Source organism: Streptomyces sp. MS19, assembly GCF_047200595.1.
Classification (GTDB): domain Bacteria; phylum Actinomycetota; class Actinomycetes; order Streptomycetales; family Streptomycetaceae; genus Streptomyces.
Map to the genome: position 1 here is coordinate 413575 of NZ_JBJZOH010000001.1, position 26471 is coordinate 440045.

Sequence of the window (26471 nt, forward strand, 5' to 3'; positions counted from 1 at the left end):
AAACACTAGGGTTCTTTTATGATCGAACAGCGAGCAGAACCGGACACCACCCTCGCCACCCTCACCACGGACACCGGCCTGCTCCTGCGCTTGTGGACCTCCGGCGACCGCGACGCGGTGCGCGAGGCGTTCGCCGCGCCCCTCATGCACCGGCAGTTCGGCGAGCCCCTGCCGGAGGGCGGCACCGTGGACGACGTGGCCGCCGCGCACTGGCTGGCCAGGCGCGACGCCGAACGGGCCGCAGGGCTCGCGTACTCCTTCGCCGTCACCGACCGGGGCGCGCTGGTGGGCTGCGCGGCGGTCGGCTCCGTCAACCGCACGCACGACTCGGGCTGGATCTCCTACTGGACCGTCCCCGCCGCCCGGGGCCGGGGCGTGGCGAGCTCGGCGCTGCGGGCGCTGGCCGGCTGGTGCCTCGGGGACCTCGGCCTGTACCGCCTGGAGCTGGGACACAGGATCGACAACCCGGCGTCCTGCCGCGTCGCGCGCGCCGCCGGTTTCCTCCCCGAGGGCGTCCAGCGCGGCAAGCTGCGGTACGGGGACGTCCGCCACGACGTCGAACTGCACGCGCGGCTCGCGGACGACTGAGCGGCCCGCCCGCCGCGTCACGAGACGGGCCGGGAGTCCTCCCACGCCCACTCGAACTCCTCCCGGTACGTCTCGAACAGCGTCAGCTCGCCGTCCGCCGCCGGGTCGTCGCGCCTTATCACCTCGCGCCCCGCGCGCCGCAGCACCAGCGCCGGGGTCTCCATGCCCCGGCTGCGCCGCAGGTACGACTGCACGACCGCCACTCCCCCGGGCCCGTCGGCGTCCACGAAGTACGCGCTGAAGCGGGGCGTGTCGTCCGAGACGCGGATCTCGAACGCCTCGGGGTCGCGCACGCGGGCGCGCACCCGGCGTACGTGCAGGATGCTCGTCTCCACCGAGCGCCCCAGCTCGCCCCGCTTCAGCCCCAGCTCGCGCTCGCGGCGCCGCATCGCGCCACCCGCCGGGTTGAGGAACAGCAGCCGCACCCGGCAGCCCGACTCGGCCAGCCTGACCAGCCGGCGCCCCGGGTAGTTCTGCACCAGCAGGCCGAGGCCTATGCCCACCGCGTCCAGCCGCCGCGCGCCGCCGAAGAGGTCCTCCGCCGGCAGCTGCCGCTGGAGCCGCACCCGGTCCGGGTGCACGCCCGCCACGTCCGTGAACCGCTCGCCGACGAGCCGCTCCACCGCGTCCGCCGGAAGCCGTCCCGCCGGGGAGGGGGCGCCGGAGTCGAGCAGCCGCAGCAGCCGGGCGCAGCCGCGTTCCGCCTGGTCGAGGACGGCGCGGCTCATCCCCCGGTTGCGGCTCACGGCGCTGCGGGCGACCTCCAGCTCGTCGAGCGTCAGCTCCAGCTCGCGGCGGTTGTCCAAATACGGCGCGAAGCAGGGCCAGTGCTGCACCATGAGTTCACGCAGCTGAGGGAGCGTCAGGAAGGCGAGCACCGTGTCATCGGCAGGATCGAGCAGATGTCCCTTGCGGCGGCTGACCTCGCGCAGCGCCGCCGCGCGCTGCACCCACTCCTGGCCGGTCGGCCCGGCGGCGGCGACCTCCCACTCCTCGCCGTGCACCGGCTCGTACACCGGCCGCAGGACGGCGGCCACGACGGACCGCAGCCGCTGCTCGACGAGGTTGAGCCAGACGTACGCGCGTCCGGCGCGCTCCACGCGGGTGCGCACCTCGGACCAGTCCTCCGCCGTCCAGTCGAGATCGGCCCCGATCTCGACCGGGCGGGGCACGGGGACCGCTCCCGGGTGTGCCTCGGCGGTCTCCTCCCCGTTCCCCGAGGGCAGTTCCAGCCCCGAAGAGCTCACCGCCTGCACCGCCTTCCGCCCCGCTGATGGATCAAGGAAGCCTACTGCGGCGCGCGGCGGCGCCGCAGCCGACCGGGCGATCACCCGCGCTTGCGCCGGCGGCGCCGTGGGCAGAGGCACTTCATGACACCGCGCCGGCCCCCCACGGCCACGTACCGGGTGCAGCTCCAGACCGACTTCCCGTTCGCCGCGGCCGAGCGGATCGTGCCGTACGCGGCCTCCCTCGGCGTCTCGCACCTGCACCTGTCGCCCGTCCTGGAGGCGGTGCCGGGCTCGGGGCACGGGTACGACGTGACCGACCACCGGCGCGTGCGGGCCGAACTGGGCGGCGAGGAGGGACTGCGCGCGCTCGCGGCGACGGCGCGGCGGCACGGTCTCGGGCTGGTCCTCGACATCGTGCCCAACCACATGGCGGTCCCGGCGGCGGCGGATCTCAACGCGCCGTTGTGGGACGTCCTGCGGCACGGGCCCGGGGCGCGGTACGCGCACTGGTTCGACATCGACTGGGCGGCGGGCGGCGGGCGCGTCCTGCTGCCGGTGCTCGGCGGGCCGCTGGGCGGCGAGCTGGACGCGCTGGCCGTCGAGGACGGGACGCTGCGCTACTACGACCACCGCTTCCCGCTGAGGCCGGGCACCGAGGACCTGCCCCTGCCGGACCTGCTGGAGGCCCAGCACTACCGGCTCGCGTGGTGGCGGCTGGCGCGCACCGAGCTGAACTACCGCCGCTTCTTCTCGATCTCCGAGCTGATCGCGGTGCGCGTGGAGGACCCGGCCGTCTTCGAGGAGACGCACGCGACGGTCCTGCGGCTGGTGGACGAGGGCCTGGTGGACGGGCTGCGCGTGGACCATCCGGACGGGCTCGCCGACCCGGGCGGCTACCTGCGGCTGCTGCACGAGCGCACGGGCGGCGCGTGGATCGTGGCGGAGAAGATCCTCGCCGCCGGGGAGCGGCTGCCCGCGGCGTGGCCGATCGCCGGGACGACCGGGTACGACGCGCGGCGGTACGTGGACGCCGTGTTCACCGACGGGGACGGCGCGGAGCGGCTCGCGGACAGCTACCGGACGTTCACCGGCGCCCCGCCCGACCAGGGCGGCGAGTGGGGGCCGACGGTGCGGCGCGCCGCGTACCGGATGATCACGCACGAACTGGCCGCCGAGACGGGCCGCCTGGCGCGGGCGGCCGAGGCGGTGTGCCGGGAGCTGCCGGGGCTGCGGCTGCGGGACCACGCGCCGTGGGCGCTGCGGACGGCGCTGGTGGAGGTGCTGGTGCGGCTGCCGGTGTACCGGCCGTATGTCGCGGCAGGCGTCCCGGCGTCGCCGGTGGACGAGGCGCTGCTCGCGACGGCGGCGGACGGGGCGCGTGCGGCGTTCGCGGTGCCGGGGGAGGCGGCGGCGGTGGACACCGTGCGCGATCTGGCGCTGGGCAGGTACGGCGCGGTGGGTGACGGGTTCCGCGTCAGGTTCGCGCAGGTGTCGTCGGCGCTGCGGGCGAAGTCGGTGGAGGACACGGCGGGTTACCGGTACGCGCCGCTGTTGTCCGCGGCCGAGGTGGGGGGCGAGCCGGACGCCCCGGCGGTGACGCCCGACGCGTTCCACGCGTTCTGCCTGCGGCTCCAGCGCGACTGGCCGCTGACGGGCACCCTGCTGTCCACGCACGACACGAAGCGCAGCGGCGACGTGCGGGCGGCGCTCGCCGCGCTCTCCGAGGTCCCGGACGGCTGGGCGGACCTCGTCGTGCGGCTCACGGAGGAGACGGCGCGCGGGGGCGTGCGCGCCCCCGATCCGCAGCTCGCGTGGACGGCCTGGCAGACGGCGTACGCGCTCGCGGGCACGGAGGAGCCGGACGGCGGGCGCCTCACGGCGGCGCTGCTGAAGACCGTGCGCGAGGCGGCGCTGCACACGACCTGGACGGAGCCTGACGAGGCGTACGAGGCGGCGGTGGAACGGTTCGTCGCCGCCGGTCCCGAGGGCGCGGCGCGCGCCGAACTCGACGTGTTCGCCGAGGCGATGGCGCCCCTGGTGCGGGCCAACGTGCTGGGCGGCGCGCTCGTGCACCTGACGATGCCGGGCGTCCCCGACGTCTACCGGGGCAGCGAGACGCGGTACGTGGCGCTGGTGGACCCGGACAACCGGCGGCTTCCGGCGCTGCCCGTCGCGCGGCTCGCCGCGCTCGACACCGAGGCCGCCGGGCACGCCGGGCGCGTACCGCGGGACGGGGCGCTGGGGCTCGCGGACGAGAAGCTGCGGCTGACGGCCATGGCGCTGCGGCTGCGCCGGGAACAGCCCGGCTGGTTCGGCGAGCGCGGCGCGTACGGGGCGCTGGCCGCCGAGGGCGAAGCGGCGGACCACTGCCTGGCGTTCACGCGCGCCGGGCGGGTCGTCACCGCCGTCACCCGGCTGTCGGCGCGGCTCGCGACGGCGGGCGGCTGGGGCGGGACGACGCTGCCGCTGCCGCCGGGGACGTGGCGCGACCTGCCGACGGGCCGCCGCGTGACGGGGGCCGTGCAGCTGGCGGAGCTGTTCGCCGCCGCGCCGGTGGCGCTGCTGGCACGCGAGGACTGACGGAGGGGGCGGGCGGGACCGTTCGCACGTATCGCGGTCACTCGTGCCGGTGACACCCCGCCGGGGCTGCGCCGGGCGCCGCGTGCCGCTGCGGAACGATCGCCTCAGCCCGGCGGCGCGTACCGCGCCCGGTGCCGAAAGCCCATCCGCAGGAGGAGACACATGCGTATCCGTACCGCGCTCGCGAGCGGCGTGCTGGCCGCCACCTTCGTCGTCGGCACCGCCGGCGGCGCCCTCGCCCACGGCTCGCAGGCGGGGAAGTCCGCCGAGGTGGAGGGCGCGGCGAGGGTGGCCACCTGCCAGATCCACGCCGGGATCTCCCACGGCGACCTCTACTACGACGAGGGCTGCTTCAGCGCGGGCATGAAGTTCGCCGCCAAGAAGGAAGCCTTCTGGAAGAAGTAACGCGCTTCCGTCCCCCCACGCCGAGACCGGCGGGCCCCCGGGCCCGCCGGTCTTCTGCTGCCCCGGTACCGGATGCACGTTCATCCGCACGAGCCCTGACTCATCGCTACCTTATGGGTATAAGATAACGAACAAGAAGTGGATCTCTCAGGGGGCGGGCACGAGGGGCGGGCTCGACCGTGGCGGCGGGCCGGACATACTGGGGCCATGCATCTGTCCGAGCCCCGTGACAGGGCGGTTCTCCGCGAGATCACAGGCAACGGCCCTACCGTGAAGCGGGAAGCACTGTGACGAAACTCTCCGTCGACGACCGTATCGGCCACCACATCAAGCGGGCGGAACAGCACCTGATCGCGGCCAAGCACGCGGCCGTCCAGGCGTTCGGCCTGACCGTCCCGCAGTACACCGTGCTGCTGGTCCTGTCCACCGAACCCGGCCTGACCGGCGCGGGTCTCGCGCGCCGCTGCCTGGTGACGCCGCAGACCATGTCGGCGGTGCTCGGCACGATGGAGCGGGAAGGGCTCGTCGAACGGCTGCCGCACCCGACGCACCACCACGTCCTGGAGACGCGTCTGACGGCGCTCGGCAGGAGCCGCCTGCGCAAGGCGGACAAGGCGGCGGTGGCCGTGGAGCAGCGGCTGAGCGACCTGTTCACGCCCGAGGAGATCGCCTCGTTCCAGGAGTACCTGGACCGCTGTTCCAGCGCGCTGGAGAACTGAGGGGCGCCCGGCGGGCCGCCCGCCGGGTAAAGCCGCGGGAAAACCGGAGAAAAATCACGGGAAAGGCGCGCGGGTGCACGGGGACGCGTGCGCCTGCTTTTCTGACGGGTCGTCAGGTGCTGTGACGCGTCCGTGCGTGGGGCGGGACAGGCGGGGCGGAGGGGGAGACGGCGCGGCGCCGGCGCCGCGTTCTCGCGGGCCGGCGCCGGTGCGTCGGTCGGGCCGGGTCAGTACAGGGCGAGCGCGCGGATCTGGCCGCCGAAGCCGCCGCGGTGCTTCGGCGCGCCGACGACGAGCAGCGCGCCGCGGTCGGGCGCGGTGTCCAGCGCGGCGATGCTCTCGATGCCGTACTTCCCCGCGGGCAGCAGGATCTGGTGCGAGGTGGGCGCGTCGTTGCCGCCGTCGAGGCTGTTGGTGTCCACGGCGACGCCGACGACGTTCCGCTCCTCGACCAGGAACTCGGCGGCCTCCGGCATGATGCAGGGGAAGCGGAACCGGCCGTCCGCGCCCTGGTTGTTGTACGCGCCCGGCCGGTTGACGCGCCGCCACCAGCCCGAGTCCATCGCCACCACCGAGCGCGCGGGCAGCCGCCCGTACCGGCTCTCGTACCGCCTGATGTCGCGGACGGTGAGGCCGGTCTCGGGGTCGCGCGCCGCGCGGTCCGCGATGCGGATCACGGCGAGCGGGGCGACCAGCCACTCGACGGGCAGCTTCTCCACGGTGAGGCCGCCCTCGTGGAAGTGGCCCGGCGGGTCGATGTGGGTGCCGGAGTGCTCGTCGATCTTCAGCTCCAGGACGTTGAAGCCGTCCACGTCGATGGAGCGCGTCTGGTGGAACTCGGGCTGCGGCACCAGCGGCCAGAACACCGGGAAGTCCTCACCCAGTTCGTGCGTCAGGTCGGCGATCCGCGGGTTGCGCGACAGCGCCGCCGTGACGCTCTCGGCGCTCGCGACGCCGCTCATCGCCGCACCGGCGGCGATGCCCGCGCCGCTGGCCGCCGAGAGCCGGAAGAGGTTGCGGCGCCCCACCAGCCGTCCGGCACCGGCGGAACGGGCGGAGGCCCCGTCGTCGTGCGCGGTGCGGGCGTGCACGTGGTGGGCGCGCTCCGGGGCGGACGCGCCGGTCTCGGCGTGCGCGTGACCGTGCGCGTGACCGTGCGCGTGGTCAGGGCCGGTGCCGGGGGCGTGCGCGGGCATCGTGATCCGGCGCATCAGGGCGGGACTGCACATGGCGATCCTTACGTCAGGACGGCCGGCTCGGCGACCGGCGCGGGTTCTGGCTGGGACAGCAGGCGCCACACGACGGCGGCCCCCGCGAGGGAGAGCCCGGCGACCGTCCACAGGACGACGGCGAGGGCTCCGGTGTAGTCGGCGGACAGCTCTCCCACGGACTCGCCGCGCAGCAGCGCGGCGGCGTCGGAGTCGCCGACCCTGGCGTGCAGGAAGGTGGACAGCGCGGCGCCCACGGCGGCGATGCCGACCGCCTCGCCGGTGAGCCGTACGGTGTTGAACAGCCCGGCGGCCATGCCGCTGCGGCCGGGGTCGACGACGGACACGGCGGTGCCGTCGAGGATCGTCAGCGACAGGCCGAACCCGGCGCCGACCAGCGCGACGGCCACCGGGTGGAAGCCGCCGGTGAGCCAGGCGGCGCCCGCCGCCTGGAACAGCAGGGAGAGCGCCAGGATCACGCGGGGCGCCAGCCGCTGGGCCAGCAGCCCGGCGAACATCGGCACGACCAGCGTCGGCACCGTCATCGCGGCGAGCGACAGGCCGACCTCGCCCGAGTCGGCACCCTCGACGGCGCCCAGGTACGGCGGCAGCACCACCAGCAGGGCGACGAACCCGAAGGCCAGCACCGTCGGGACCACGCACACGGCCAGGAACTTGGGCAGCGCCAGCAGCGACACGTCGAACAGCGGCTCCGGGCGCCGCCGTTCGATCGCCCCGAAGAGCCCGAGCAGCCCGGCGCCGAGCACGGCGGCCAGCAGCACGACGGGGTCGGTCCAGCCGAGCTGCTGCGCCTGGACGAGGGCGAAGATCAGCGCGGCGAGACCGGCGGTGAACGCGACGCCGCCGCCCCAGTCCACCTCGCCCTCGGGGCCGCGCGACTCGCGGACGAGGGCGGGGGCGACCAGCAGCATCACGGTCGCGATCCCGGCGATGACGGCGAACAGCGTCCGCCAGCCGCCCAGGGCGATCAAGGCGCCGCCGATCAGCGGGCCGAGGGCGAGGCCGAGACCGATGGACGTGCCGAGCAGCGCGAAGACGCGGGGCCGGCGCGGGCCGGTGTAGGCCTCGGCGAGGACGGCGCTGCCGGACGTCATCACGCTCGCGGCGCCCGCCCCGGCGAGCGCGCGGGCCAGGTCCACGACGATGACCGAGGGCCCGGCGGCGGCCAGGAACCCGGCGGCGGCGAAGGCGGCCAGGCCGCCGAGGAAGAGCTTGCGGCGGCCGATCCGGTCGGCCAGGGAGCCCGTCACCGCCATGAAGGCGGCGAAGGTCAGCATGTAGGCGTTGGCGACCCACTGGGTGGCCGCGACGCCGCTGTCGAAGTCGGAGCCGACCTCGGGCGCGGCGAGCGCGCCACCGGTCAGGGAGATGGGGAGGAGCGCGGCGGAGAGGCAGACGACGACCGCGACGGTCCAGGGTTCGCGGGCGGGCGCGGTCGTCATGACCGGGGGCCCGTCCTCGCGGGCGGGGGCCGCTCGTTCAGCCATGGGGGAACCTCGGCATTCCTTCGGGACAGTCAGGAGGGGTGGTCGGTGTACGGGCCGGGGCCGCTGGGGCTCCCGGGGCGTCGCCGTCCCGGCGGACGGCGCGGCGCCGCCTCCGGCAGGCAGGCGGCGCATTCATAAGGCCCCTGCTTCTCATAAGGCATCTTATGCTGTGGCGCGTTGCCACAGTCAAGTGCCGTGCGCAGAGGGGGTGTTACGGCGCGGGTGGTACGGCGCGGCCCGTGGCAGACCGGGCCGCGCCGTACCGGTGGGGGGTGGAGGCGGGTCGGTCAGCCGGCGATCGCGGCGGGTGTGAGCCGCTGGCCGGGGCGCCGCTGCTGCGGCACGACGGCCGTCTCGCGTTCCACGGCGTGCCCGGGTCGCGCGTGCCTGGTCCTGCCCCAGCTGACGAGCGCCGAGCCCACCGCCATGCCCCCGCCGAACGCGGAGAGCAGCACGGTGTCGCCCTCGGTCAGTTCGCCGCGGCGGTGGATCTCGTCCAGCGCGACGGGCACGGACGCGGCGCCCGTGTTGCCGTGCAGCTCCAGGGTCAGCTGGAGCGTGGCGTTCACCAGCTCCAGGTCGGGCCAGACCTCGCGCAGCATCACGCCGTTCGCCTGGTGCGGGACGAAGTGCCGCACGTCCTCGGGCGCCACACCGGCCGAGCGCAGCAGCCCGTGGACGGCCTTCGGCAGGTTCTCGTGCACGAAGCTGCGCACGCCGCGGCCGTCCATCTGGAAGAAGTGCGAGCCCTGTTCGACGGTGTCGGTGCTGGCCGGCAGGCGGCTGCCCCCGGCCGGGACGCCGATCAGCCGGTGCTGGTCGCCGCGGCTGATCAGGCTCGTCGAGAGGATGCCGCTGCGGTCGCCCTCGGGCGACCGGCCCAGGACGACCGCCCCGGCGCCGTCGCCGAAGAGGATCGCGGTCTTGCGGTCCGAGTAGTCGAGGATGCGGGAGTAGATGTCCGCGCCGATGACCAGCCCGTAGCGCCCCTCGGACTCCGGGTCGGCGCGCAGGACGCGTTCCACGAGGGACAGCGCGTAGACGAAGCCGCTGCACACCGCGTTGACGTCGAAGGCGGCGGCGTTCGACGCGCCGATGAGGTGCTGCACGAAGCTCGCCGTCGGCGGCTGCGGCTGGTCGGGCGTGGAGGTGGCCAGCACGATGTACGCGACCTGGTCGGGGCGCACCCCGGCCTGGCGCAGGGCGCGGTCGGCCGCCGCCGCGGCGAGGTCGGACGTCGCCTGCCGCTCCTCGGCGCGCCGCCGTTCGCGGATGCCGGTCTTGCGGGTGATCCACTCGTCCGTGACGCCGGCGCCGCGGGCGATCTCCTCGTTCGTGACGACGACGCTGGGCAGGTAGGAACCGGTGCCCAGGATGCCTATGCGGTTCATACGGTCTCCAGTTCCTCGGGGCGGGACGCGGGGGCGACGGGCAGCCGGCGCCAGCCGGCCGCGTCCGCGTGGGCGCCGAGCCTGGCGTCCTCGCCGACGACGACCGGGCGGCCGACGGCGCGCAGCAGGTCGAGGTCGCTGATGTGGTCCCCGTAGGCCGTGCACACGGCCGGGTCGCTGCCCCGCAGGGCCAGGGTGACGCGCGCGGCGCGCCCCTTCGCGGCGCCGATCATCGGCACGAGCACCTCACCGGTGAGCTGCCCGCGTCTGATCACCGGGCGGGTGCCGAACGCGCGGGCCGCGCCGGTCCGTTCGGCGATCGGGTCGAGGCACGCGAAGAACGATCCCGAGACGAGGACGACCGCCTCGCCCGCCGCCCGGTGGGCGTCGAGGGCGCGCCGCACCTCGGGGACGTACAGGCCGCGCGCGGCCTCGCGGGTGTGCCAGTCGCGCCCGGCGGCGGCGAGGCGTGCGGCGCTCTCGCCCTCGTAGAACCGGTAGTAGCGGCGGTTGATCTCGTGGCGTGGGACACCGCTGTCCGCGCCGCGCCGTATCTCCGCGGTCAGCCGCTCGTACGTACCGGCGGGCTCACCGCGTCGTGCCAGGTAGAACTCCAGGAAGCCGAACATGCTCTTGAGCCTGATCAGCGTCTCGTCCACGTCCGAGAACGCCACCGCAGCCGTCGTGTTCTCGTGCACTGCCGTCCTCCTAGCGGACCGCTACGCGGGTGAGGGTGATGTCGATGACGCACAGGCGCTCGTCGCGCTGGTGCGCCTCGATCCGTACCGGGAGCTGTTCGAGCGGGGCGCCGGCGGCGGGGCCGGGCGCGCCCGGGACGTCCTCGCCGAGGTCGAGGACGCCGCCCTGCGTGTAGTGGACGCCCGCGTCGGCGGGGTCCACGCGGACGTGCTCGCCGGCGCGGGCGGTCAGGACCGTCGGGTCCTCCAGCTCGCCGAAGCGGGTGAAGCGCACGGACAGCGACGTCGGGACGACCTTGGCGGCCGACATGCCGTGCAGGTCGAGGGCGGTGAGCAGGGCCAGCTGGCGCGCGCCCTCCGTGATGACCATGCCCGGCAGGTGGTCCTGCGGGTGGTCGAACATGCTGGGGTGCCCGGCGGGGATGCGCAGCCCGGCGCGGGCGGCGCCGTCGGAGGTCAGCGCGTCCACGAGGACGACGTTCTCCGGCGCGGCGCGGCCGACGAGGTGCGGGGCGACCGGGGTGCCTGGGGTGGTCTCCGGGTGGGTGGCGGACGACGGCAGCGGGAGGCCGCCGCGGTTGCCGAGTCGGAGCGTGAGGTAGTCGGTGGGGGATTTGAAGCGCAGGCCCATCTCGGCGTTGCCGACGACGGTTCCGGCGACGGACAGCTCGATGGCGTAGTCGAGCCCGGTGACCCGGCCGTCGCGCTCCTTGCGGCGGACGATGCGGACGTGCATCGCCAGGGGTAAGGGTGCGGTGCCGACAACGACGGCCCGTGGGTGCGTCAGGTCGAGGTCGATGTGGGTGAGGATGAACTTGGCGTCCTCGGCGACGGCGTAGAAGCGGTGGGCGCCGGCCAGGTTGGCCTGGCGGCACGCCTCGACGATGAGCAGCGGGTCGTAGGCGCTGGGGCGCAGCAGGTGGTCGCCGTAGTAGGCGTGGGAGCGCGGCAGCTGGGCCGCCGCGACGTAGTTCTCTTCGTCGATCCGCCTCAGGTCGGTGAGGAAGACCTCACCGAGCGCGTCGCGGTGCACGAGGAGCCGGTCCACCGTGCGGCTGTAGTCGAGCTGGGGCCCGTCGGGCAGCGTGCGCGCCGCCTGGCGGGTGGAGGAGGTGATGCTCATGTAGCCGGCCTTTCGTGGTCGAAGTATCAGTCCTTCGCTTCTGGTACGTGCCGCTACGGGAATCGGGCAGGGCGGTGCGCACGCGGCACCGGTGGCCCTGGGAAGGGTCGCGGTCGCGGGACCGCTCAGGCTGTGACCGCCTCCATGGGGGCGCTGTCGCCGGCACATCGGACGGCCGGGTCGGTGCGGTGCGGGCCGCGGGTGTCCGCGCGTGACGCCGCCCGCGGTGCGGGGGCGTGCGGGGGCGACGGCTCGTCGCTGAGCCGGCTCCGCGGCGCGGAGCCCGTGGCGGCGCCGCCGGACTGCGGTGTCCGGCGCGCCGGTGCGGCCCGGTGCGGGCCGGCCGGTCCGCCCGGGGGCGGGACCGGCGGGGCGTATGCCCTGGCCGATGTCCCGGAGGCGCCGTGGCGCGCCGGCGGTGCGGCGCGGCCGGGCGACATGCCGGGGCCGCTGCCCCGGGTCACCGGCGCGGCGGGAGGCGCGGCCATGGGAACGCGTGCCGAGGACGGTGCCCCGGTCGCGTTCCCTCCCCAATGGTCCGCGCTCCCGTCCGGGAGCGGATCAGCGGCCGGACGCGACGCCGCGGCCAGGGGTGCCGTCCCGCCCCGGGGGGCGCGATGGCCCGCCCGGTTCGCGGTGGGCGGCACCGGTCGTGCCCCGGCCCGTTCCGGCCGGGGCGCCGTCACCGGCGCCGCGGCACTCACGAGGTCGGTCATCGAGCCGCTCCCCTGGTCTCAGATGTCGATCTGGCCTATGATCTCGAATGACCATAAGAGATCTGATCCTTGCCGTCAATCGGATGGGAGTCACGGGTATGGGAAGCGCGGTTGAGGACCGGCGGGACGGCACCCCGCCGACCGGCTACGACGTCCTGGTCGTGGGGGCGGGCCCCGTCGGGATGATGGCGGCCTGCGAACTGCTGCGCCGCGGCGTACGCGTGCGGATCGTGGACCGGGCGCCCGCGCCGTCCCCGTTCCCCAAGGCGCTGCTGATGTGGCCGCGCAGCCTCGACCTCTTCGAGGACCTCGGCGCACTCGGCGACCTGCGCGCACGCGGCCTGGACATCAACGCGTTCAGCTACTACTCGGAGCGCGACCTGCTGGCGACCTTCCCGTTCACGCCCTCGCTCGCGCCGGTCTGCCTGCCGCAGAACAGCACCGAGGACGTCCTGCGCGACGCGCTGACGCGCCTCGGCGGCACGGTCGAACGGGGCGTGCGGCTGCTGAACTTCGACGGGCTCGACTTCTCCGGCCGCGTGGACGCCGTGGACGGCGTGACCGCCATCCTGGAGCACGCGGACGGGCGCGTCGAGCGGACCAGGGCCGCGTTCGTCATCGGCGCCGACGGGGCGGGCAGCACCGTGCGCGGCCTCATCGGCACCGGCTTCAAGGGCAGCACGTACGAGTCGGCGTTCGCCCTCGTGGACGCGCGGATCGAGGGCTCGCTGCCGCGCGACCAGGCGCTGTACTACCAGTCTCCGGCGGGCGCGCTGGTGATCGTGGCGCTGCCCGACGGCGTCTTCCGCTTCTTCAGCAGCCTCGCGCCAGGCGAGCCGGTGAGCGTCGGGAGCATGCAGCGGATCGTGGACGAACGCGGCCCGGCGGGCGTGCGGATCGTGGACCCCGTGTGGGAGAGCGTCTTCCGCGTGCACGCGCGGCACGCCGACGAGTTCCAGCTCGGGCGCGTCTTCATCGCGGGCGACGCGGCGCACATCCACAGCCCGGCGGGCGGCCAAGGCCTCAACACCGGCATGCAGGACGCGCACAACCTCGCCTGGAAGATCGCCGCCGTCCTGCGCGGCGAGGCGCCCCCCGAACTGCTGCTCAGCTACGGCCCCGAGCGCTCCTCCGTCGCCCACCAGGTCGTGCGGGACACCGACATACAGACCCGCGCCTGGATGGTGCAGCGGCGCGCCGAAGTCGTCGTGCGGGACGCCGCGTTCCGGCTGTCTGACCGCACGGGCGCGATGGCGCGGCTGTACGCGCCGGTGATGGCCGGGCGCAGGATCGCGTACCCCGTCGTGCGCGAGACGCAGCGTCCCGGCGACCGCGGCGCGTCGTGCCGTCTGCTCGGCAGGCTCCCCGGGCGCCTGCGGGTGGGCGCGGTCTTCCCCAGGGAACTGGCCGTGCCGCTCGGCGTGGCGGGCCCGGACGCGGACCCGATGGGCTGGAGCCTCGTCGTCGTGCGCCCCTCCTCGGCGGCGGGCTGGCGCGCGCGGCTCGCGGCGGTGGCGGCGGACCGGCCCCGGCTGCGCCTGGTCGACCTGCCGCTCGCGACGGCGCGGCGCGTGACCGGCTGCGGACGGCGGGGGTACTACCTGATCCGGCCCGACGGTCATGTCGCCGCGCACGGGCACGCGGGCGACACCGAGCGGCTGCGGGCCGAACTGGCGGCGGTGCTCGGCGCGTCGGACCCGGGCGGCGGCGCACCGGCGGAGCGGGCCGTCCGGCGGCCAGGCGCGGCCGCCGTCACGGCGTGAGACGCCCGTAACGGGACGGCCGCCGGCGCCCGCGCGCCGACGGCACGCCGCCTCACCCGGCCGCCTCGCGCACCAGCACCGGCGGCTCGCCCGCGCCGCGGCACTCCAGGCGCTCGACCGGCACGACCTGGAAGTCGTCGGCGTACTCGCACAGCGCGGCGTCGAGGGCCAGATGCCCGTCGAGGACCTGGTGCCTGATCCACTCGCGGGTGTACTGGTCGTCGGGCACGCCGTCGGACAGGCAGACCCGCAGTTCGAGCCGGTCGTCGCCGCCCGGCGCGGTGAGCACCGCGACCTGCGCGGCCGTCACGTCGCCGGTGGCGAGGGCGAGATCGACCAGTTCACGGGCCCGGACGGCGCTGCCCTGGAGGACCACGGACGGCGCGATCCGGTCCAGCACCCGGATCGCACGCCCCGACCGGCCGCAGGCGCAGTCGGCGCTCTCGCCCCGGTCGCCGATCAGGTAGCGGATCAGCGCGGGCGCGCGGCGCACGCCGGTGGTCGTGACGAGGATGCGGCCCTCGTCGATCTCGGCGTGCTGGTGGGGCAGGGTGTGGAAGACGCCCTCGGCGCAGCCGGGGCCGCGGTGGCCGACCAGCCAGGCCTCGGCGGAGCCGTACAGCTGCCACACCTGGACGCCGGGCAGCAGCCGGGCGATGTCGGCGACGGGCGTGCGGTCGTGGAACGCCCCGCCGATCAACAGCTTGCGCAGCCACGGCAGTTGGTGCCCGGCCGCGCGGTGGCGCAGCAGGTGCCGTACAACGGCGGGCGGCGCGGCGACGGCGTTCACCCCGTACCGCGCGCACAGCGCGAGCCAGCGCCCGAACTGCCCCTCCGGCATGTCCCCGACGGACAGGGCGGTCGCGCCGCTGCGGGACGCGAGGCGGTTGTAGAACGCGTGCAGCGGCCAGTGGCGCCCCGGCGAGAAGAAGTTGGCGAGGAGGTCACCGTGCCGCAGGGCGTGCCACGCGTTCCTGACCTCCTTCACGAACATGTCCTCGGGCAGCAGGCTCAGGCTGGGCCGCTCCAGCGTGCCGCCACTCGCGTAGACCACCGAGCCGTCGTCGGGGCGGCTGGCGCTGAGCAGTTCCTCCGTCGCGACCGACAGTTCGACCGGGGTCAGCACCGGAAGGTCCTCCAGGGTCAGCGGCTCCCGCGCGTCGTCGGGGACGCCCGGGTATTTGCGGTTGAGCGAGGGGACGCGCCGTGCGCCGCGCAGTATCAACTCCAGGTGCGTCGTGGAGACTCCCACCCCGACAACGCCGGATGACCGCTTCGTGGACGACATTTGTTGTGGACCTCCACTACAGACGAACGCACGCAACGACCGCTAGGGCTCCCCCACCGCTCTCGATAACATACCCCCGAATTGGCCGGATCTGGTTTCCGATAGGTACATCGTGTGCGCGATCCGCGAAGCGCGCGGCACGCGGTGGGCGTTCGGCCGGAAAAGCGCGCATTCCGGCGGGCGGAGCGGAAATTTACCGTCCAGTTACCCATGGCGGCGGCGGCCGGTACGGGGTCACTCCCCCGGCTCGGGCGGCGACGCGGCCGACGGGGTCGGGGCCCGGCCCGCCGGTCCGGCCGGACCGGCGGCCAGCGCCTCCGAGCAGCGGTCGAGCGCCGCCAGGAAGCAGCCGGCCTCGTCGGGCGAGAAGGCGGCGGTGAGCCGCCCCTCGACCTCGGCCACGGCGGCGTCGGCCTCGTCGATCAGCGAACGGCCGCTGCGGGTGAGGCGGCTCTCCAGGACATGCTGGTGGACGGGGTGCGGTCTGCGTTCCACCAGTCCCCGGTTCTCCAGGGTGGAGAGAACCGACGACATGGTCTGTGGGGTGACCATGCATCTGCGGGCGAGCGCCGCGCCGGAAAGTCCCGACTCCTGGGACAAGGCCAGCAGCACGTGGTACTGCGGCACATTGACCTTGAAGGGACGGAGCACCGAGTGCTTCGCCGAGACCAGTTCCTGCTCGACCCTCCGGATGCGGTGGCCGATGCGCTCGTGTAGGGGAAGGGGCATATCAACCACGCTATGTAGATGGTTTCCCGGCGGACAAGACCGCATACCGCCGCTATCGCGCGCGGCGGAATGGCGGCCGGAAGAGGACGGAAGTCGGGAGTGAAGTGTGGGGGAAGACGACAGGAAGAGTATCAATAAGCCTTTGCCAAGCGGCAGTCGGACGACGCCGCAAACCCGGGAAGCGGGGACCGTGCGGGCGGACCGGCCGTTTCGCCCGCCGTTTCCGGCGCGGGGGGCGAATGCGGCGGCCGTACGGCGCGGGGCCGCGCGTGGACCATACGCATAAGCATGGTCCGCGCCGTTCCGGCGGAAAGCGCGGAGGGGGACCCGGGGTCCGGCCGCCGGGCCACGCTCCGTGAGTCCGGGACTCCGGCGCGCGGGGGGCGGGGATCACCGGCGGTGACGAACGGCCGCGCGGGCGGGCGGCATCGCCGGCTGTCGCCCCCTATGTCGCCACGGGCCGTGGGCGGCGCCGGGAGGGCGGTCCGGCGTCCGGCGACGGAGAGCGAGCGGCGGCGTACGTCCCGGGCGCCCGGCCGGTGCCCGTCACAACAGGCGGCTAAGGCAGGGCACTTACGCGATGGCGGCGGCGTCTTCCGCACCTCGGGGGACAATGCGGGGCCGAGGCGGCGGAAATCCTTCGAGTGAACTCCACCCGGGCGTCGCGCACAGGATTTGCGCACCAGTGCGACTCGGACGGGAAATCGGAAAGACGGCGGCCGGGTACGTCGCGCATCCGGTCGCGGCGGCGACGGCGGAGGTCCGGTGCCGTGCCGCATTCGGCGGCCAATCCGCCCCGTACACCGGACGGGCGGCGCCCGGCGGCCCGGCCGATTCGACGGCTAGGGAAGAGAGTTCACCCACCGTACACAGGGAGACACACGGGTGGAGGCGCCCATTCGCCCCCGGGATCTTCACTCACGGCGCATCGTTCCTCCGCGCGGGGGCACCCCGCCACCGACCACGCGCGAAGCCTTTACACGACCCCTACCCGGCGCTACGTTCACGGCACGGCATGGGAGCGCTCCCACCTCTGTCACCACGAGCCACTCACTCATCACGGCGAAAGGGACGCAACGCGATGAGAGACCGGTCGACCCCCCGCCCCCGGCTCAGGAAATCCGCACTCCTGACCCTCCTGGCCGCACTGCCCGCGCTCTGCCTGGTCCTGTTCACCGGTGGCAGCGCTTCCGCGCACGGTGCCCCGATGGACCCGGGCAGCCGCACGTACCTGTGCTGGAAGTACAGCATCAACAGCAGCGGCGCGATGGACCCGCAGAACCCCGCCTGCCGGGCCGCCCTCAACAAGAGCGGCGCCAACGGCTTCTACAACTGGTTCGCCGTGCTCCGCTCGGACGGCGGCGGCCGTACCCAGGGCTTCGTGCCCGACGGCGAGCTGTGCAGTGGTGGTGCCACGGTGTACGACTTCTCCGGCTTCGACCTGCCGCGTACCGACTGGCCCTACACCCACGTCACCGCAGGCGACACCTACGAGTTCACCTACAACCCCTGGGCCCACCACCCCGGCACCTTCCACCAGTACATCACCGAAGACAGCTGGGACCCCACCCAACCCCTCACCTGGGACGACATCGAAAACACCCCCTTCCACTCCGAAACCAACCCCCCCTACCGCGGCTCCGTAGGCAACCCCGAATCCGAGTACTACTGGACCGCCCAACTCCCCACCAACAAACAAGGCCGCCACATCATCTACACCGTCTGGCAACGCTCCGACAGCCAGGAAACCTTCTACAGCTGCTCCGACGTCACCTTCGACGGAGGAAACGGAGAGGTGACCGTCCCCGGCGCCGGCGGCGGCGAGGACCCGGGCCCGGGTCCCGGCCCCGGCCCCGACCCGGACCCCGACCCGGTGGAGCCCGACTGCACCGCGTCCCTCGGCACGGTGAGCAGCTGGAACGGCGGCTTCCAGGCCGAGATCCGCGTCACCAACACGAGCGACGGCCCGATCTCCAACTGGACGACGTCCTGGAACCAGGCGACGGGCAACGCGGTCCAGAGCGTCTGGAACGGCTCGCTCACCGCGCACGGCGACCACGTCATGGTGAGCAACGCGGCGTGGAACGGCTCGCTGTCGGCGGGCAGTTCGACCACGTTCGGCTTCACCTCCAACGGCTCACCACCGAACGCCCAGACCATCCTGAGCTGCGGCGTCTCCTGACCCCCGCTCCCCCACAGCCCCGTCCTCCCCGGAGGGCGGGGCTGTTCCGGCGCCGGGGCGGCGGGGCATCGGCGGTCAGTGGTGGTCGTCCACGCCCGGCGGTATGACGGGGCCGGTGGCGATGGTCGCCCACAGGCACAGGCCGTCCGGCGTGCGTGCGGTGCCGTAGGTGTGGCGGACGCCGTCCGCCAGGCCGGGGATGGGGTCGGGGAGCCGCAACGCGTGGTGGGTGCGCGCCCGGAGGATCTGCACGACGACCGTCGACTCGTCCGCGCGGAGGCTGAGCCACCAGGGCCGCCGGGTGCGGGCGGCGGTGATCAGGGCGTCCGCCACGGGCCACGCGGCGGACAGGCCGTGCGTGTCGAGTGTCTTCCGCATCCAGTCGCGGGCGGCCGCCGTGTCGTCGCGACCGCCGCCGCCCGGGAACAGCCGCGCGTCATGCAGGCGAACGGGCTCCGCGTCGCCCGTCACCGTTGCTCCTCCTGCGGGGCAGCCGCCCAGAGGGACAGCACCGCCGCGTGCGACGCCACGACGGCCGCGCCCCTGTCCCGCCCGGCCACCACACGCGAGGTCGCCGCCGCCACGGCGGGGAACAGCCGGTCGCAGACCGCCCGCAGCTCGGGGGCGTCGCCCAACCCGGCCAGCCTGGCGACCAGTTCGTGCGGCACAAGGTCGGGCCAGTAGTGCAACCCGCCCTGGGAGCCAGTCGGATGGGCGGCCAGCGGGACGAGGCGGGCACCGATCCGGCAGGTGTGGCACGCGTGCGAGGTCCACACCCCGGCCCCGTCCCCCACCGGCGTCCGGGCGACGGCCACCAGTTCACCGGTCGTGGCCTCGCAGTACATGCAGCGCCGGATCACTCGCACGGCCCCTCACCCCCGTCCAGGCTGTGAAGGCCGGCCGGGGGTTCGGGCACGCGGTGCACCGGCAGCCAGACCGGGCCCTCCAGTCCGGTGATGACGGTGATCTCCGGGTCAGGGTCACGCACCGGCGCGGGCTCCGGCGGCCAGAAACGGTCGTCCGTCACGGCGCCTCCCCGAACACCCGGCACAGCGCCCCGTACAGGACATCCGGATCGGTCAGGCAATCCCCGTACGGCCGAATCCCCAGCCACCGCACCTCGCTCCCACCATCACCGTCCCACGGCCCGCGCACACTGCCGACCGACGGAATCGCCAGCAACGACCCCCGCCCCAACGGCGTCACACCGACCGGCCACCACCGCGCCGTCGCATCCCCGGCCGGGATCAGCCAGTGCAACACCCCCTGCACGGGGTCCTCCACCACCGGCCCCGACAACCCCGTCAACGCCAGACGCGGCAGCACGTACAACCCCTGCAACAGAGGCACCCGCACCGCATCGAACCCCTCACCCAACGGCCTTATCCACACACGCCCATCAAGCGGCAGCCAAGCGGGCATTCGGTTGGAGGATGCAGTGTGCATGGAGTCCCTCGGCATCGACGGCGATCAGATGGTCACCGACCGTAGGACTCGCTAGGTTGAGGAAAGGGCAGAGAATCTGCCCCTCGAACGCGGGTTCAGGTTGCGAGGATGCCGATCTTCACAGCGAGTGCCGCAGCGCGCTGGCGGCGAGCTGGTGCCCGGGTGTCGGCCTCCTCCAGAACGATGCGCCGGGCGTAACCGTTCCAGCGAATCGTCTCCGGGGCGGCGTGGTACGCCTTCTCCAGCGTCGCCAGCGCCATGTCCGGCTCGCCCGCGAGCTGGTAGCCCCGGGCCTCCTCGATCCGGTGCCGGGCACGCCGGGGCCGGGAGGGAATCGCGGTCGCGTCCGCCGTCGCGGCCTGCCGCACGGACTCCCCGCCCGCCCGCAGCTCGACGGCCACGGTCACCGCGTGGGCGCCCATGATGGCCCGCGAGAAACTGGTGACGGGGTGGTAGTAGTCCTCCGGCAGCCGCTCGGCCACCGCCCGCGCCTTGTCCCACCATCCCCACGCAGTGCCGGTGTCCCCCCGGCGCGCCGCGGTGTATCCGGCCTCGAAGCGCAGCGCCCCGGCAATCGCCAGCACGTCGGTCGTGGCGTCCGGCAGCAGCGGCTCAAGGTAGCGAAGCGTGGCGTGGGTCACCGCGTCGGCGGCCTCGTAGTGCGACGGACCGGTGTCCCGGTGCGCCTGCCCCATCAGCCAGGCCGACACGCCGATCGCGTGTGGGTCGTCGGACTCCTGCGCGGCTACCATGCCCCGCTCGGCCACCCGCCACAGCAGCGCCGACTCCGGCTGATAGGCCAGGAAGAACTGGCTCAGGTTGTACGTCTGGGCCAGGACCGCCTGCGCCGCCCGCCGCTCCGCGCCCGTCTCGCTCTGCCGCACCCCGAGTTGGGCGTCGCGGATCAGGTCAGGCAGCAGTCGGCCGATGACCTCGCGGTGGTTCGGCGCGGTGTGCCGCGCCTTCCACGCCTGGGACAGCCGCGCCGAGAGATGCGCGGTCGGCGGTGCCTCCCGTTCCGGGGAACTGAACGGATACGCGTTGATGACCGCCGCGACCTCGGGCAGGCGGTCGTGCCCCGGGCCGATGAACAAGTCCGCGGGCAGGGACTGCGCACCGGTCAGTTCGGCGAGGTCCCGGACGCGCAGGGCCTCGGCGATGCGGAGGATCATCGGCAACCGGGGGAGGTGGAGCGTACCGGCCTCTACCTGCTTCACCCATGAGGGGGACCTCCCTACGAGACCGGCGAGCACGGGACGGCTCATGCCTCGGCGCTCGCGCAGGAGTTGCATACGCTGGCCGAAGGTCATCGGCGCGTCGTACGGGTTCGGGGTACCAGCAGGTGACACGGCCTCGCCCCTCTCAGGAACAGCTCGACACTGCCAGAGTATGGGGCGGGCCCCCTCGCCATGTGCGTCGCCGACGGATTCACCAGGCGACACGCGCCCGCGAGCGACGAGCGGCCTCCGGCCAGGCGGCGGGCGTCCCTGCCATGAAACGATCATCCGCGTCCCGTGCCGCACGGCGACCACAGGCAGGAAGGCACCAGATGCCCTCGAAAGTCCCGCCCATCGCTGACCTCATGGATTCCGCCCGGGAGACGGCTGTTCATCTGGAGATGCGCGATGTCTACGCGGTGGCCCCGGAGAACGGACAGTTCGCGCGGTGGTGGGCGACCGGGCTGCGGGACACCGATCCGGACTCCCCGTACTGGCGCGGCTGGACCGGGATCGTCCGCCGGGCCGTCGCGCGGGGCGTGACCGTCCGGCGGGCGCGCGTCGTCTCCCTACCGGCGTCCGAGTACATCCGCTTCGAGCACGCGGGGACGCCCGTCAACCTCGCCGCCGGCGAGGACGTCCGCTGGCTCCCCCGCCACGCGGCATCCGACCTGGCTCTGCCAGGCAACGACTTCTGGCTCTTCGACGGACACCTCGTCCGCTTCGGCCACTTCGACGGCGACGGCCACCTCACCGGACACGAACTCGTGCAGACCACCGCCGTGGCCCAGCTGTGCGCGAGCGCCTTCCACGCAGTATGGGAACGCGCCACACCCCACGCCGACTCCGACGTCCACTGAACCGGATCGACCGTGTCCGAGTCCCAGGGTGGACAGCGCGGGTGTGAACGAGAAGAACGACTTCTGGGTGGTCGGCCACGGCTGCGTCGGAGGACGCTGACCAGCCCGGTGTCACTGATCCGACGCGAGGGCCTCCAGCGCGAAGAGCAGCACGTGCTGCCAGAACATGGCCGGGCTGTCGAAGGACGGCGGATCGACTTCGCGGATCTCTCCGACCAGGCGGCGCAGTTCGTCCGCGATCTCTTCCTCCGATTCGTCCTCGTCCGCGCTGTGGAGCAGGTCGATGTCCTTGAACTCCACCCGGAGCCGGTATGCGATCTGGAGGAATCGCTCTAGGGACGTGTTGATCAGCCCGAATTTCCGGTCGCTGTCCCCTGGCTCGTACCAGTAGACGCGATTGTCCACCCGCGACATGCAGGCCCAACCGCCCATGCCCACGGCGATCACGATGTCGTCCCGGACCTCCGGCGCGAGCTTGCCCGGAGTCCCGGTGTCGAGGGCCTGGCTGATGGTCTGCGGTGGATCGATCCGGACGTTGCCGAAATACACCTGGCCCAACAGTGAGCTGGGCAGGCCCACCTCGGTCAGCAGGCGCCGATCCCCGGGGTTGGTGAAGTGCCGCTCGGCGACCTCCGGCGGCATCGTCTCGACCCAGAGCGAGCCGAACGCCGACACCAACTCCGCGTGCGTGACCGTCGCGGGCTCGATCCGGTTGACCACGGGGCTGATCGTAGCAAGCCTGACCTCGGCACTTGTCGGCCCGGGGAACCATGATCGCCTCAGGCCCGCGTCGGCCGCGTTCCACACTCCGCCCGGTATCGGGACGGCCGCCCCGCAGCACCACTGCGACTGCGGTTCCCGCAGGCGCGCCGCGCCTCCTGAGCTGCGGACGGGGATGCGGGCACCCACACCGGCGAACTCGTCACCCCGTCAGTGGAGTCGCAGGGTCCCGGGGGCCTCTTCCTCGATGATGTCCACCAGCCAGTCGAACGCTGTCGGGCCGCGGCCCGCGCGGGCTTCGGCCAGGCGGGCGGTCATGTGGTCCCTGTGCGCCGGGTGGCAGCGGGCGAGCCACTTCTCCAGTTGGCGCGCGGCCTCCCGGTGGCCGAGGTTCCGGCGGGAGGTCTCGTGGTCGCGCCACTCGATGACGAAGTCGCGGTCGTCCGGGGTGCCGAAGCCGCCGCGGAGGCAGTCGGCGAAGGCGTCGAGGTTCCGCCCGAAATAGCCGCCGCAGCCGATGCTCTCGCCCGCGACCTGCCAGAAGTCCTCCAGCGTCCCGACGCGGCTGCCGTCCAGCACGTATCGCACTGTCACGCGGCACAGGCTATGCCCCTCGGCCCGGGTCGTGTCATGACCCTTTACAGCGGCGGGCGGACGGGGCTACGGTCCGATTGGGAGCGCTCCCACTCGCAGGTCTTCCCCCACGGTTTCCCCCACCTCATCCGGCGAAGGGACGCAACGCGATGAGAGACCAGACCAAACGGCGCGGACGCGCGCGCAGGCTCGGCATGATCACCGCGCTGGCGAGCGTGCCAGCGATGGCCGCCGTGATGTTCACCGGCGGCGCCGCCTCGGCGCACGGTGCCCCGATGGACCCGGGCAGCCGCACGTACCTGTGCTGGAAGTACAGCATCGACAGCACAGGAGCCATGAACCCGCAGAACCCGGCCTGCGCCGCCGCGCTGGCCGAGGGCGGCGCGAACGCGTTCTACAACTGGTTCGCCGTCCTGCGCTCGGACGGCGCGGGACGCACCGAAGGCTTCGTGCCCGACGGCGAACTGTGCAGTGGTGGTGCCACGGTGTACGACTTCTCCGGCTTCGACCTGCCGCGTACCGACTGGCCCTACACCCACGTCACCGCAGGCGACACCTACGAGTTCACCTACAACCCCTGGGCCCACCACCCCGGCACCTTCCACCAGTACATCACCGAAGACAGCTGGGACCCCACCCAACCCCTCACCTGGGACGACATCGAAAACACCCCCTTCCACTCCGAAACCAACCCCCCCTACCGCGGCTCCGTAGGCAACCCCGAATCCGAGTACTACTGGACCGCCCAACTCCCCACCAACAAACAAGGCCGCCACATCATCTACACCGTCTGGCAACGCTCCGACAGCCAGGAAACCTTCTACAGCTGCTCCGACGTCACCTTCGACGGAGGAAACGGAGAAGTCACGGTGCCGGGTGTCTCGGCCGCCGACACGGCCGCCGCCGACGCCGCCGCGGCCGCCGACGAGCACGCGGACCACACGGGCCACGCCGCCCACCACGGCACGGGCACCGCCCCGGCCGTCGGCACGGCCGCCCAGTCCGTCCGCGACGCGCTGCTGCCGGGGCTGATCGGCTGACACAGCCGCACCGCGCAGCAACGCCCCGGAGCCCCGGTCCGCCGCCCCTACCTCCCAGCCCCCGCTCGGGCGGCGGACCGGCTCCGGGGCACTCCTGTCCCACCCGTCCCGGACGGGAGAGAAAACAGGTGTTCCCCGGCACTCGAACGGAGTACCGTACTCAGCACGCCCCACAAGGAGCAGGAAGGAGGCGCCGCCATGTACGTCATCACCGCCGCGCGTCTCCCCAGCCTCCCTTGTCCCGGGCGAATACCGGGCTGACCCGGAGGCGCGCACCACCGCTTCCGGAAGGTTTCCCCCCATGACCGATCTGGTCATCCGTCACCTCGTCGAGGACGAGGCGACCGCGCTGTTCACGTCGCTCCCGCACGCCGGGCTCGTCGGCCGTGCCCTGCTCGATCCGCCCCGCGACACGTACGCCACGCTCGCCGAGGGCGGCGAGTACCGTCCCGAGTGGACGTGGGTCGCCGAACGCGACGGGAAGGTCGTCGCCCGCGCCGCGTTCTGGGCCGGTCCGGACGACACCGAGCCCAAGGTCCTCGACTGGTTCGACTTCACCGACCCGGCCGCCGGGACCAAGCTGCTGCGGCGTGCCCCGCTGCGCGGCGACTTCAACCTGCTGCTGCCGCCCGGCTGGCGCGACGACCCGCGCGTACGGGCCGAGGGGCAGGCCCGTATCGACGCCGCCACCGCGGCGGGTTACACCTTCATGGTCGAGCGCTACCGCTACGTGTGGCGCCCGGCGGACGGGCTGCCGGAGCGGCCCGGCCGCCTCGTCTTCCGCCCCGAGCCGGACGACGAACGGGTCCTGGAGGCCCTGCGGCGCGTGCACAGCGTCACCCTGGACGCCCACGCCCTGCGGGCCGTCGCGGAGGGCGGCGTCGAGCAGGCCGCGCAGGAGGAGCTTGACTTCTTCCGCTGGTGCCCGTCCCCCCGCGAGTGGTGGCGCCTGGCGTACACCCCGGAGGGCGAACTCGTCGGCATCCAGGTGCCCGCGCACAACCCGGCCGCCCCGATCGTCGGCTTCATCGGCGTCGTGCCGGAGCAGCGCGGGCACGGGTACGCGTACGACCTCCTCGCCGAGTGCACACACACGCTGGCCGCCGGGGGCGCCGACCGGATCGTGGCGTCCACGGACGTCGGGAACGTGGGGATGGCCAAGGCGTTCGCCCGCGCGGGCTACCCGGTCGCGCAGGTCACGTACAACCTGGCGCCGCCTGGACCCGCCGTGGCGTGATTGCCCGCCGGTAGCGCGGTGCGCCGTCCACGCACCGCGCCACCCTCAGCACCCGTAAGTCAATTGCAGAGTTCTGTTCATTTTTTGCATCGCTGGTTATAGAGTCATGGCGTGAACGAACGAATCTCCCAGGTGGCCGAGTTCGCGGGTGTCAGCGAGGCGACGGTGCGGCGCGTGCTCAACGGAGCGGCCGACGTACGTCCGCGGACGCGCGACGCGGTGCTGACCGCGCTCGACGTCCACGGCTTCGAACGGCCGGCCCGGTTCCGGCCGGACCACGCGCCCTTGGTGGGGCTGGTGATCCCGGACCTGCTCAACCCCGTCTTCCCGCTGTTCACCCAGGCGCTGGCGACCGCGCTGAACACCCACGACCTGATCCCCGTGCTGTGCAACCGGTCGCCGGACGGCGGCCCCGACGTCCACTCCATCGACCAGCTGATGCGGCAGCGCGCCGCCGGGCTGATCTTCGTCGCGGCCAGCTACGCCGACATCGGCGAGGAACGCGGCAAGGGGCTGCGGGACGGCACCCCGATGGTGCTGATCAACGCCGCCGACGAGAACCTCGGCCTCGCGCAGGTGAACGTGGACGACGCCCTGGCCGCCGAGCAGGCGCTCGTCCACCTGGCGGCGCTCGGGCACACCAGGATCGGTCTGGTCCTCGGGCCGGTCGGGCACGTGCCGTCCGCCCTCAAGCTGCGCGGATACGCCCAGTTCTTCGGCCGGAAGGGGCTGGCGGCCGAGGACTGGAGACCGCTGGTGTCCCACACGATCTTCTCCATGGAGGGCGGCGCGACGGTACTGCCGCGGCTGCTCGACCAGGGGGCGACGGCCGTGGTGTGCGCCAGTGACGCGCTGGCGATCGGCGTGATCCGGGCGGCGCGGCGGAGGGGGCTGCGGGTCCCGGACGACCTGTCGGTGATCGGGTTCGACGACTCGCCGTTCCTGGCGGCGATCGACCCGCCGCTGACCACGTCCCGGCAGCCGGTCGCCGCCATGGCCTCCGCGGCGGTGGCCGCGCTGGTCGCCCAGATCCAGGGGCACGCCCCGTCCCCGGACTCGATGCTGTTCGAGCCGGAACTGATCCTGCGCGGCTCGACGGCCGCTCCCCGGCGGGCGGGCTGACCCCTTCCGGAGCGTGCCGACCCCGTCGCGCAAGTCGTCATTTTGCGCAAGCTCATTGACTTCTTGCGAACCCGCTTTTACTGTCACGTCTGCCGCGGCACGGAAGGG

At 73.5% G+C, this 26471-nt stretch carries 25 protein-coding genes; 10 read left to right on the forward strand and 15 right to left on the reverse strand.

What is annotated here, in order from left to right:
• Positions 1 to 18: 18 nt before the first annotated feature.
• On the forward strand, positions 19 to 588 hold the full coding sequence (locus ACL02R_RS01940) for a GNAT family N-acetyltransferase (protein WP_412795032.1): 570 nt from the start codon (positions 19 to 21) through the stop codon (positions 586 to 588).
• Between the two features lie 17 nt (positions 589 to 605).
• On the opposite strand, the gene ACL02R_RS01945 is transcribed toward ACL02R_RS01940, so the two are convergent.
• Complete coding sequence (locus ACL02R_RS01945; RefSeq protein WP_412795033.1) at positions 606 to 1835, reverse strand: SAV2148 family HEPN domain-containing protein; 1230 nt, start codon at positions 1833 to 1835, stop codon at positions 606 to 608.
• A 123-nt stretch (positions 1836 to 1958) separates the two neighbouring features.
• Between ACL02R_RS01945 and treY the strand changes: the two genes are divergently transcribed.
• The 3 genes from treY (at position 1959) to ACL02R_RS01960 (ending at position 5521) form a co-directional block, all read left to right on the forward strand.
• Positions 1959 to 4397, forward strand: coding sequence for a malto-oligosyltrehalose synthase (treY, locus tag ACL02R_RS01950; RefSeq protein WP_412795034.1), 2439 nt, complete (start codon positions 1959 to 1961; stop codon positions 4395 to 4397).
• Positions 4398 to 4559: 162 nt separating this feature from the next.
• A complete protein-coding gene (locus ACL02R_RS01955; protein WP_412795035.1) occupies positions 4560 to 4802 on the forward strand; it encodes a hypothetical protein in 243 nt (80 codons plus the stop codon).
• A gap of 287 nt (positions 4803 to 5089) precedes the next feature.
• Positions 5090 to 5521: a MarR family winged helix-turn-helix transcriptional regulator gene (locus tag ACL02R_RS01960; protein WP_362965911.1), complete on the forward strand. Its 432-nt coding sequence runs from the start codon at positions 5090 to 5092 to the stop codon at positions 5519 to 5521.
• Between the two features lie 227 nt (positions 5522 to 5748).
• Here the strand turns inward: ACL02R_RS01960 and ACL02R_RS01965 are convergent, their stop codons facing one another.
• The 5 genes from ACL02R_RS01965 to ACL02R_RS01985 form a co-directional block, all read right to left on the reverse strand.
• Positions 5749 to 6750, reverse strand: coding sequence for a cyclase family protein (locus ACL02R_RS01965; RefSeq protein WP_412795036.1), 1002 nt, complete (start codon positions 6748 to 6750; stop codon positions 5749 to 5751).
• Between the two features lie 8 nt (positions 6751 to 6758).
• Positions 6759 to 8237: an MFS transporter gene (locus ACL02R_RS01970; protein ID WP_412795037.1), complete on the reverse strand. Its 1479-nt coding sequence runs from the start codon at positions 8235 to 8237 to the stop codon at positions 6759 to 6761.
• Positions 8238 to 8524: 287 nt separating this feature from the next.
• Positions 8525 to 9628: a 3-oxoacyl-ACP synthase III family protein gene (locus ACL02R_RS01975; protein ID WP_412795038.1), complete on the reverse strand. Its 1104-nt coding sequence runs from the start codon at positions 9626 to 9628 to the stop codon at positions 8525 to 8527.
• Positions 9625 to 10326 (reverse strand): HAD family hydrolase, encoded by a 702-nt coding sequence (locus ACL02R_RS01980; protein WP_412795039.1) that lies wholly within the window; start codon positions 10324 to 10326, stop codon positions 9625 to 9627. The genes ACL02R_RS01975 and ACL02R_RS01980 overlap by 4 nt, the downstream gene beginning before the upstream one ends.
• 10 nt (positions 10327 to 10336) lie before the next feature.
• Positions 10337 to 11449, reverse strand: a complete 1113-nt coding sequence (locus ACL02R_RS01985) for a ScbA/BarX family gamma-butyrolactone biosynthesis protein (protein ID WP_412795040.1) — start codon at positions 11447 to 11449, stop codon at positions 10337 to 10339.
• Between the two features lie 814 nt (positions 11450 to 12263).
• On the opposite strand from ACL02R_RS01985, the gene ACL02R_RS01990 reads away from it, so the two are divergent.
• On the forward strand, positions 12264 to 13928 hold the full coding sequence (locus ACL02R_RS01990; protein ID WP_412795041.1) for an FAD-dependent monooxygenase: 1665 nt from the start codon (positions 12264 to 12266) through the stop codon (positions 13926 to 13928).
• A gap of 52 nt (positions 13929 to 13980) precedes the next feature.
• Here ACL02R_RS01990 and ACL02R_RS01995 read toward each other — a convergent pair whose 3' ends face one another.
• Entirely contained in the window at positions 13981 to 15180 is a 1200-nt protein-coding gene (locus tag ACL02R_RS01995) for an AMP-binding protein (protein ID WP_412795042.1), read from the reverse strand.
• A gap of 270 nt (positions 15181 to 15450) precedes the next feature.
• A complete protein-coding gene (locus ACL02R_RS02000) occupies positions 15451 to 15945 on the reverse strand; it encodes a MarR family winged helix-turn-helix transcriptional regulator (protein ID WP_412795043.1) in 495 nt (164 codons plus the stop codon).
• A 1207-nt stretch (positions 15946 to 17152) separates the two neighbouring features.
• On the opposite strand from ACL02R_RS02000, the gene ACL02R_RS02005 reads away from it, so the two are divergent.
• A complete protein-coding gene (locus tag ACL02R_RS02005) occupies positions 17153 to 18127 on the forward strand; it encodes a lytic polysaccharide monooxygenase (protein ID WP_412795044.1) in 975 nt (324 codons plus the stop codon).
• 75 nt (positions 18128 to 18202) lie between these two features.
• On the opposite strand, the gene ACL02R_RS02010 is transcribed toward ACL02R_RS02005, so the two are convergent.
• The 5 genes from ACL02R_RS02010 to ACL02R_RS02030 form a co-directional block, all read right to left on the reverse strand.
• Positions 18203 to 18598 carry a hypothetical protein gene (locus ACL02R_RS02010; RefSeq protein WP_412795045.1) on the reverse strand — a complete coding sequence of 132 codons (396 nt, stop codon included), beginning with the start codon at positions 18596 to 18598 and terminating at the stop codon, positions 18203 to 18205.
• Positions 18595 to 18993 carry a hypothetical protein gene (locus ACL02R_RS02015; protein WP_412795046.1) on the reverse strand — a complete coding sequence of 133 codons (399 nt, stop codon included), beginning with the start codon at positions 18991 to 18993 and terminating at the stop codon, positions 18595 to 18597. The genes ACL02R_RS02010 and ACL02R_RS02015 overlap by 4 nt, the downstream gene beginning before the upstream one ends.
• On the reverse strand, positions 18984 to 19154 hold the full coding sequence (locus tag ACL02R_RS02020; RefSeq protein WP_412795047.1) for a hypothetical protein: 171 nt from the start codon (positions 19152 to 19154) through the stop codon (positions 18984 to 18986). Before ACL02R_RS02020 ends, ACL02R_RS02015 begins: the two co-directional genes overlap by 10 nt.
• Positions 19151 to 19573 carry a hypothetical protein gene (locus ACL02R_RS02025; RefSeq protein ID WP_412795048.1) on the reverse strand — a complete coding sequence of 141 codons (423 nt, stop codon included), beginning with the start codon at positions 19571 to 19573 and terminating at the stop codon, positions 19151 to 19153. The genes ACL02R_RS02020 and ACL02R_RS02025 overlap by 4 nt, the downstream gene beginning before the upstream one ends.
• 95 nt (positions 19574 to 19668) lie before the next feature.
• Positions 19669 to 20883 carry a helix-turn-helix domain-containing protein gene (locus ACL02R_RS02030; RefSeq protein WP_412795049.1) on the reverse strand — a complete coding sequence of 405 codons (1215 nt, stop codon included), beginning with the start codon at positions 20881 to 20883 and terminating at the stop codon, positions 19669 to 19671.
• A 239-nt stretch (positions 20884 to 21122) separates the two neighbouring features.
• Between ACL02R_RS02030 and ACL02R_RS02035 the strand changes: the two genes are divergently transcribed.
• Complete coding sequence (locus tag ACL02R_RS02035) at positions 21123 to 21650, forward strand: DUF6879 family protein (protein WP_412795050.1); 528 nt, start codon at positions 21123 to 21125, stop codon at positions 21648 to 21650.
• A gap of 111 nt (positions 21651 to 21761) precedes the next feature.
• On the opposite strand, the gene ACL02R_RS02040 is transcribed toward ACL02R_RS02035, so the two are convergent.
• Positions 21762 to 22370 (reverse strand): SUKH-4 family immunity protein, encoded by a 609-nt coding sequence (locus ACL02R_RS02040; RefSeq protein WP_412795051.1) that lies wholly within the window; start codon positions 22368 to 22370, stop codon positions 21762 to 21764.
• A 210-nt stretch (positions 22371 to 22580) separates the two neighbouring features.
• The gene (locus tag ACL02R_RS02045; protein ID WP_412795052.1) at positions 22581 to 22964 is read right to left on the reverse strand and encodes a barstar family protein; all 384 of its coding nucleotides are present in this window, start codon (positions 22962 to 22964) and stop codon (positions 22581 to 22583) included.
• A 149-nt stretch (positions 22965 to 23113) separates the two neighbouring features.
• Between ACL02R_RS02045 and ACL02R_RS02050 the strand changes: the two genes are divergently transcribed.
• The 3 genes from ACL02R_RS02050 to ACL02R_RS02060 all read left to right on the forward strand — a co-directional run bounded on the left by ACL02R_RS02050 (position 23114) and on the right by ACL02R_RS02060 (position 26363).
• Positions 23114 to 24004: a lytic polysaccharide monooxygenase gene (locus tag ACL02R_RS02050; protein ID WP_412795053.1), complete on the forward strand. Its 891-nt coding sequence runs from the start codon at positions 23114 to 23116 to the stop codon at positions 24002 to 24004.
• A gap of 301 nt (positions 24005 to 24305) precedes the next feature.
• On the forward strand, positions 24306 to 25241 hold the full coding sequence (locus ACL02R_RS02055; RefSeq protein WP_412795054.1) for a GNAT family N-acetyltransferase: 936 nt from the start codon (positions 24306 to 24308) through the stop codon (positions 25239 to 25241).
• Between the two features lie 111 nt (positions 25242 to 25352).
• Positions 25353 to 26363 (forward strand): LacI family DNA-binding transcriptional regulator, encoded by a 1011-nt coding sequence (locus ACL02R_RS02060; protein WP_412795055.1) that lies wholly within the window; start codon positions 25353 to 25355, stop codon positions 26361 to 26363.
• Positions 26364 to 26471 lie beyond the last annotated feature (108 nt).

Coding starts and splice junctions, on each gene's coding strand:
- ACL02R_RS01940 (WP_412795032.1), top strand. CDS start 19: ATGATCGAACAGCGAGCAGAACCGGACACCACCCTCGCCACCCTCACC.
- treY (WP_412795034.1), top strand. CDS start 1,959: ATGACACCGCGCCGGCCCCCCACGGCCACGTACCGGGTGCAGCTCCAG.
- ACL02R_RS01955 (WP_412795035.1), top strand. CDS start 4,560: ATGCGTATCCGTACCGCGCTCGCGAGCGGCGTGCTGGCCGCCACCTTC.
- ACL02R_RS01965 (WP_412795036.1), bottom strand. CDS start 6,750: ATGTGCAGTCCCGCCCTGATGCGCCGGATCACGATGCCCGCGCACGCC.
- ACL02R_RS01970 (WP_412795037.1), bottom strand. CDS start 8,237: ATGGCTGAACGAGCGGCCCCCGCCCGCGAGGACGGGCCCCCGGTCATG.
- ACL02R_RS01975 (WP_412795038.1), bottom strand. CDS start 9,628: ATGAACCGCATAGGCATCCTGGGCACCGGTTCCTACCTGCCCAGCGTC.
- ACL02R_RS01985 (WP_412795040.1), bottom strand. CDS start 11,449: ATGAGCATCACCTCCTCCACCCGCCAGGCGGCGCGCACGCTGCCCGAC.
- ACL02R_RS01990 (WP_412795041.1), top strand. CDS start 12,264: ATGGGAAGCGCGGTTGAGGACCGGCGGGACGGCACCCCGCCGACCGGC.
- ACL02R_RS02000 (WP_412795043.1), bottom strand. CDS start 15,945: ATGCCCCTTCCCCTACACGAGCGCATCGGCCACCGCATCCGGAGGGTC.
- ACL02R_RS02005 (WP_412795044.1), top strand. CDS start 17,153: ATGGACCCGGGCAGCCGCACGTACCTGTGCTGGAAGTACAGCATCAAC.
- ACL02R_RS02025 (WP_412795048.1), bottom strand. CDS start 19,573: ATGCACACTGCATCCTCCAACCGAATGCCCGCTTGGCTGCCGCTTGAT.
- ACL02R_RS02030 (WP_412795049.1), bottom strand. CDS start 20,883: ATGACCTTCGGCCAGCGTATGCAACTCCTGCGCGAGCGCCGAGGCATG.
- ACL02R_RS02035 (WP_412795050.1), top strand. CDS start 21,123: ATGCCCTCGAAAGTCCCGCCCATCGCTGACCTCATGGATTCCGCCCGG.
- ACL02R_RS02050 (WP_412795053.1), top strand. CDS start 23,114: ATGAGAGACCAGACCAAACGGCGCGGACGCGCGCGCAGGCTCGGCATG.
- ACL02R_RS02055 (WP_412795054.1), top strand. CDS start 24,306: ATGACCGATCTGGTCATCCGTCACCTCGTCGAGGACGAGGCGACCGCG.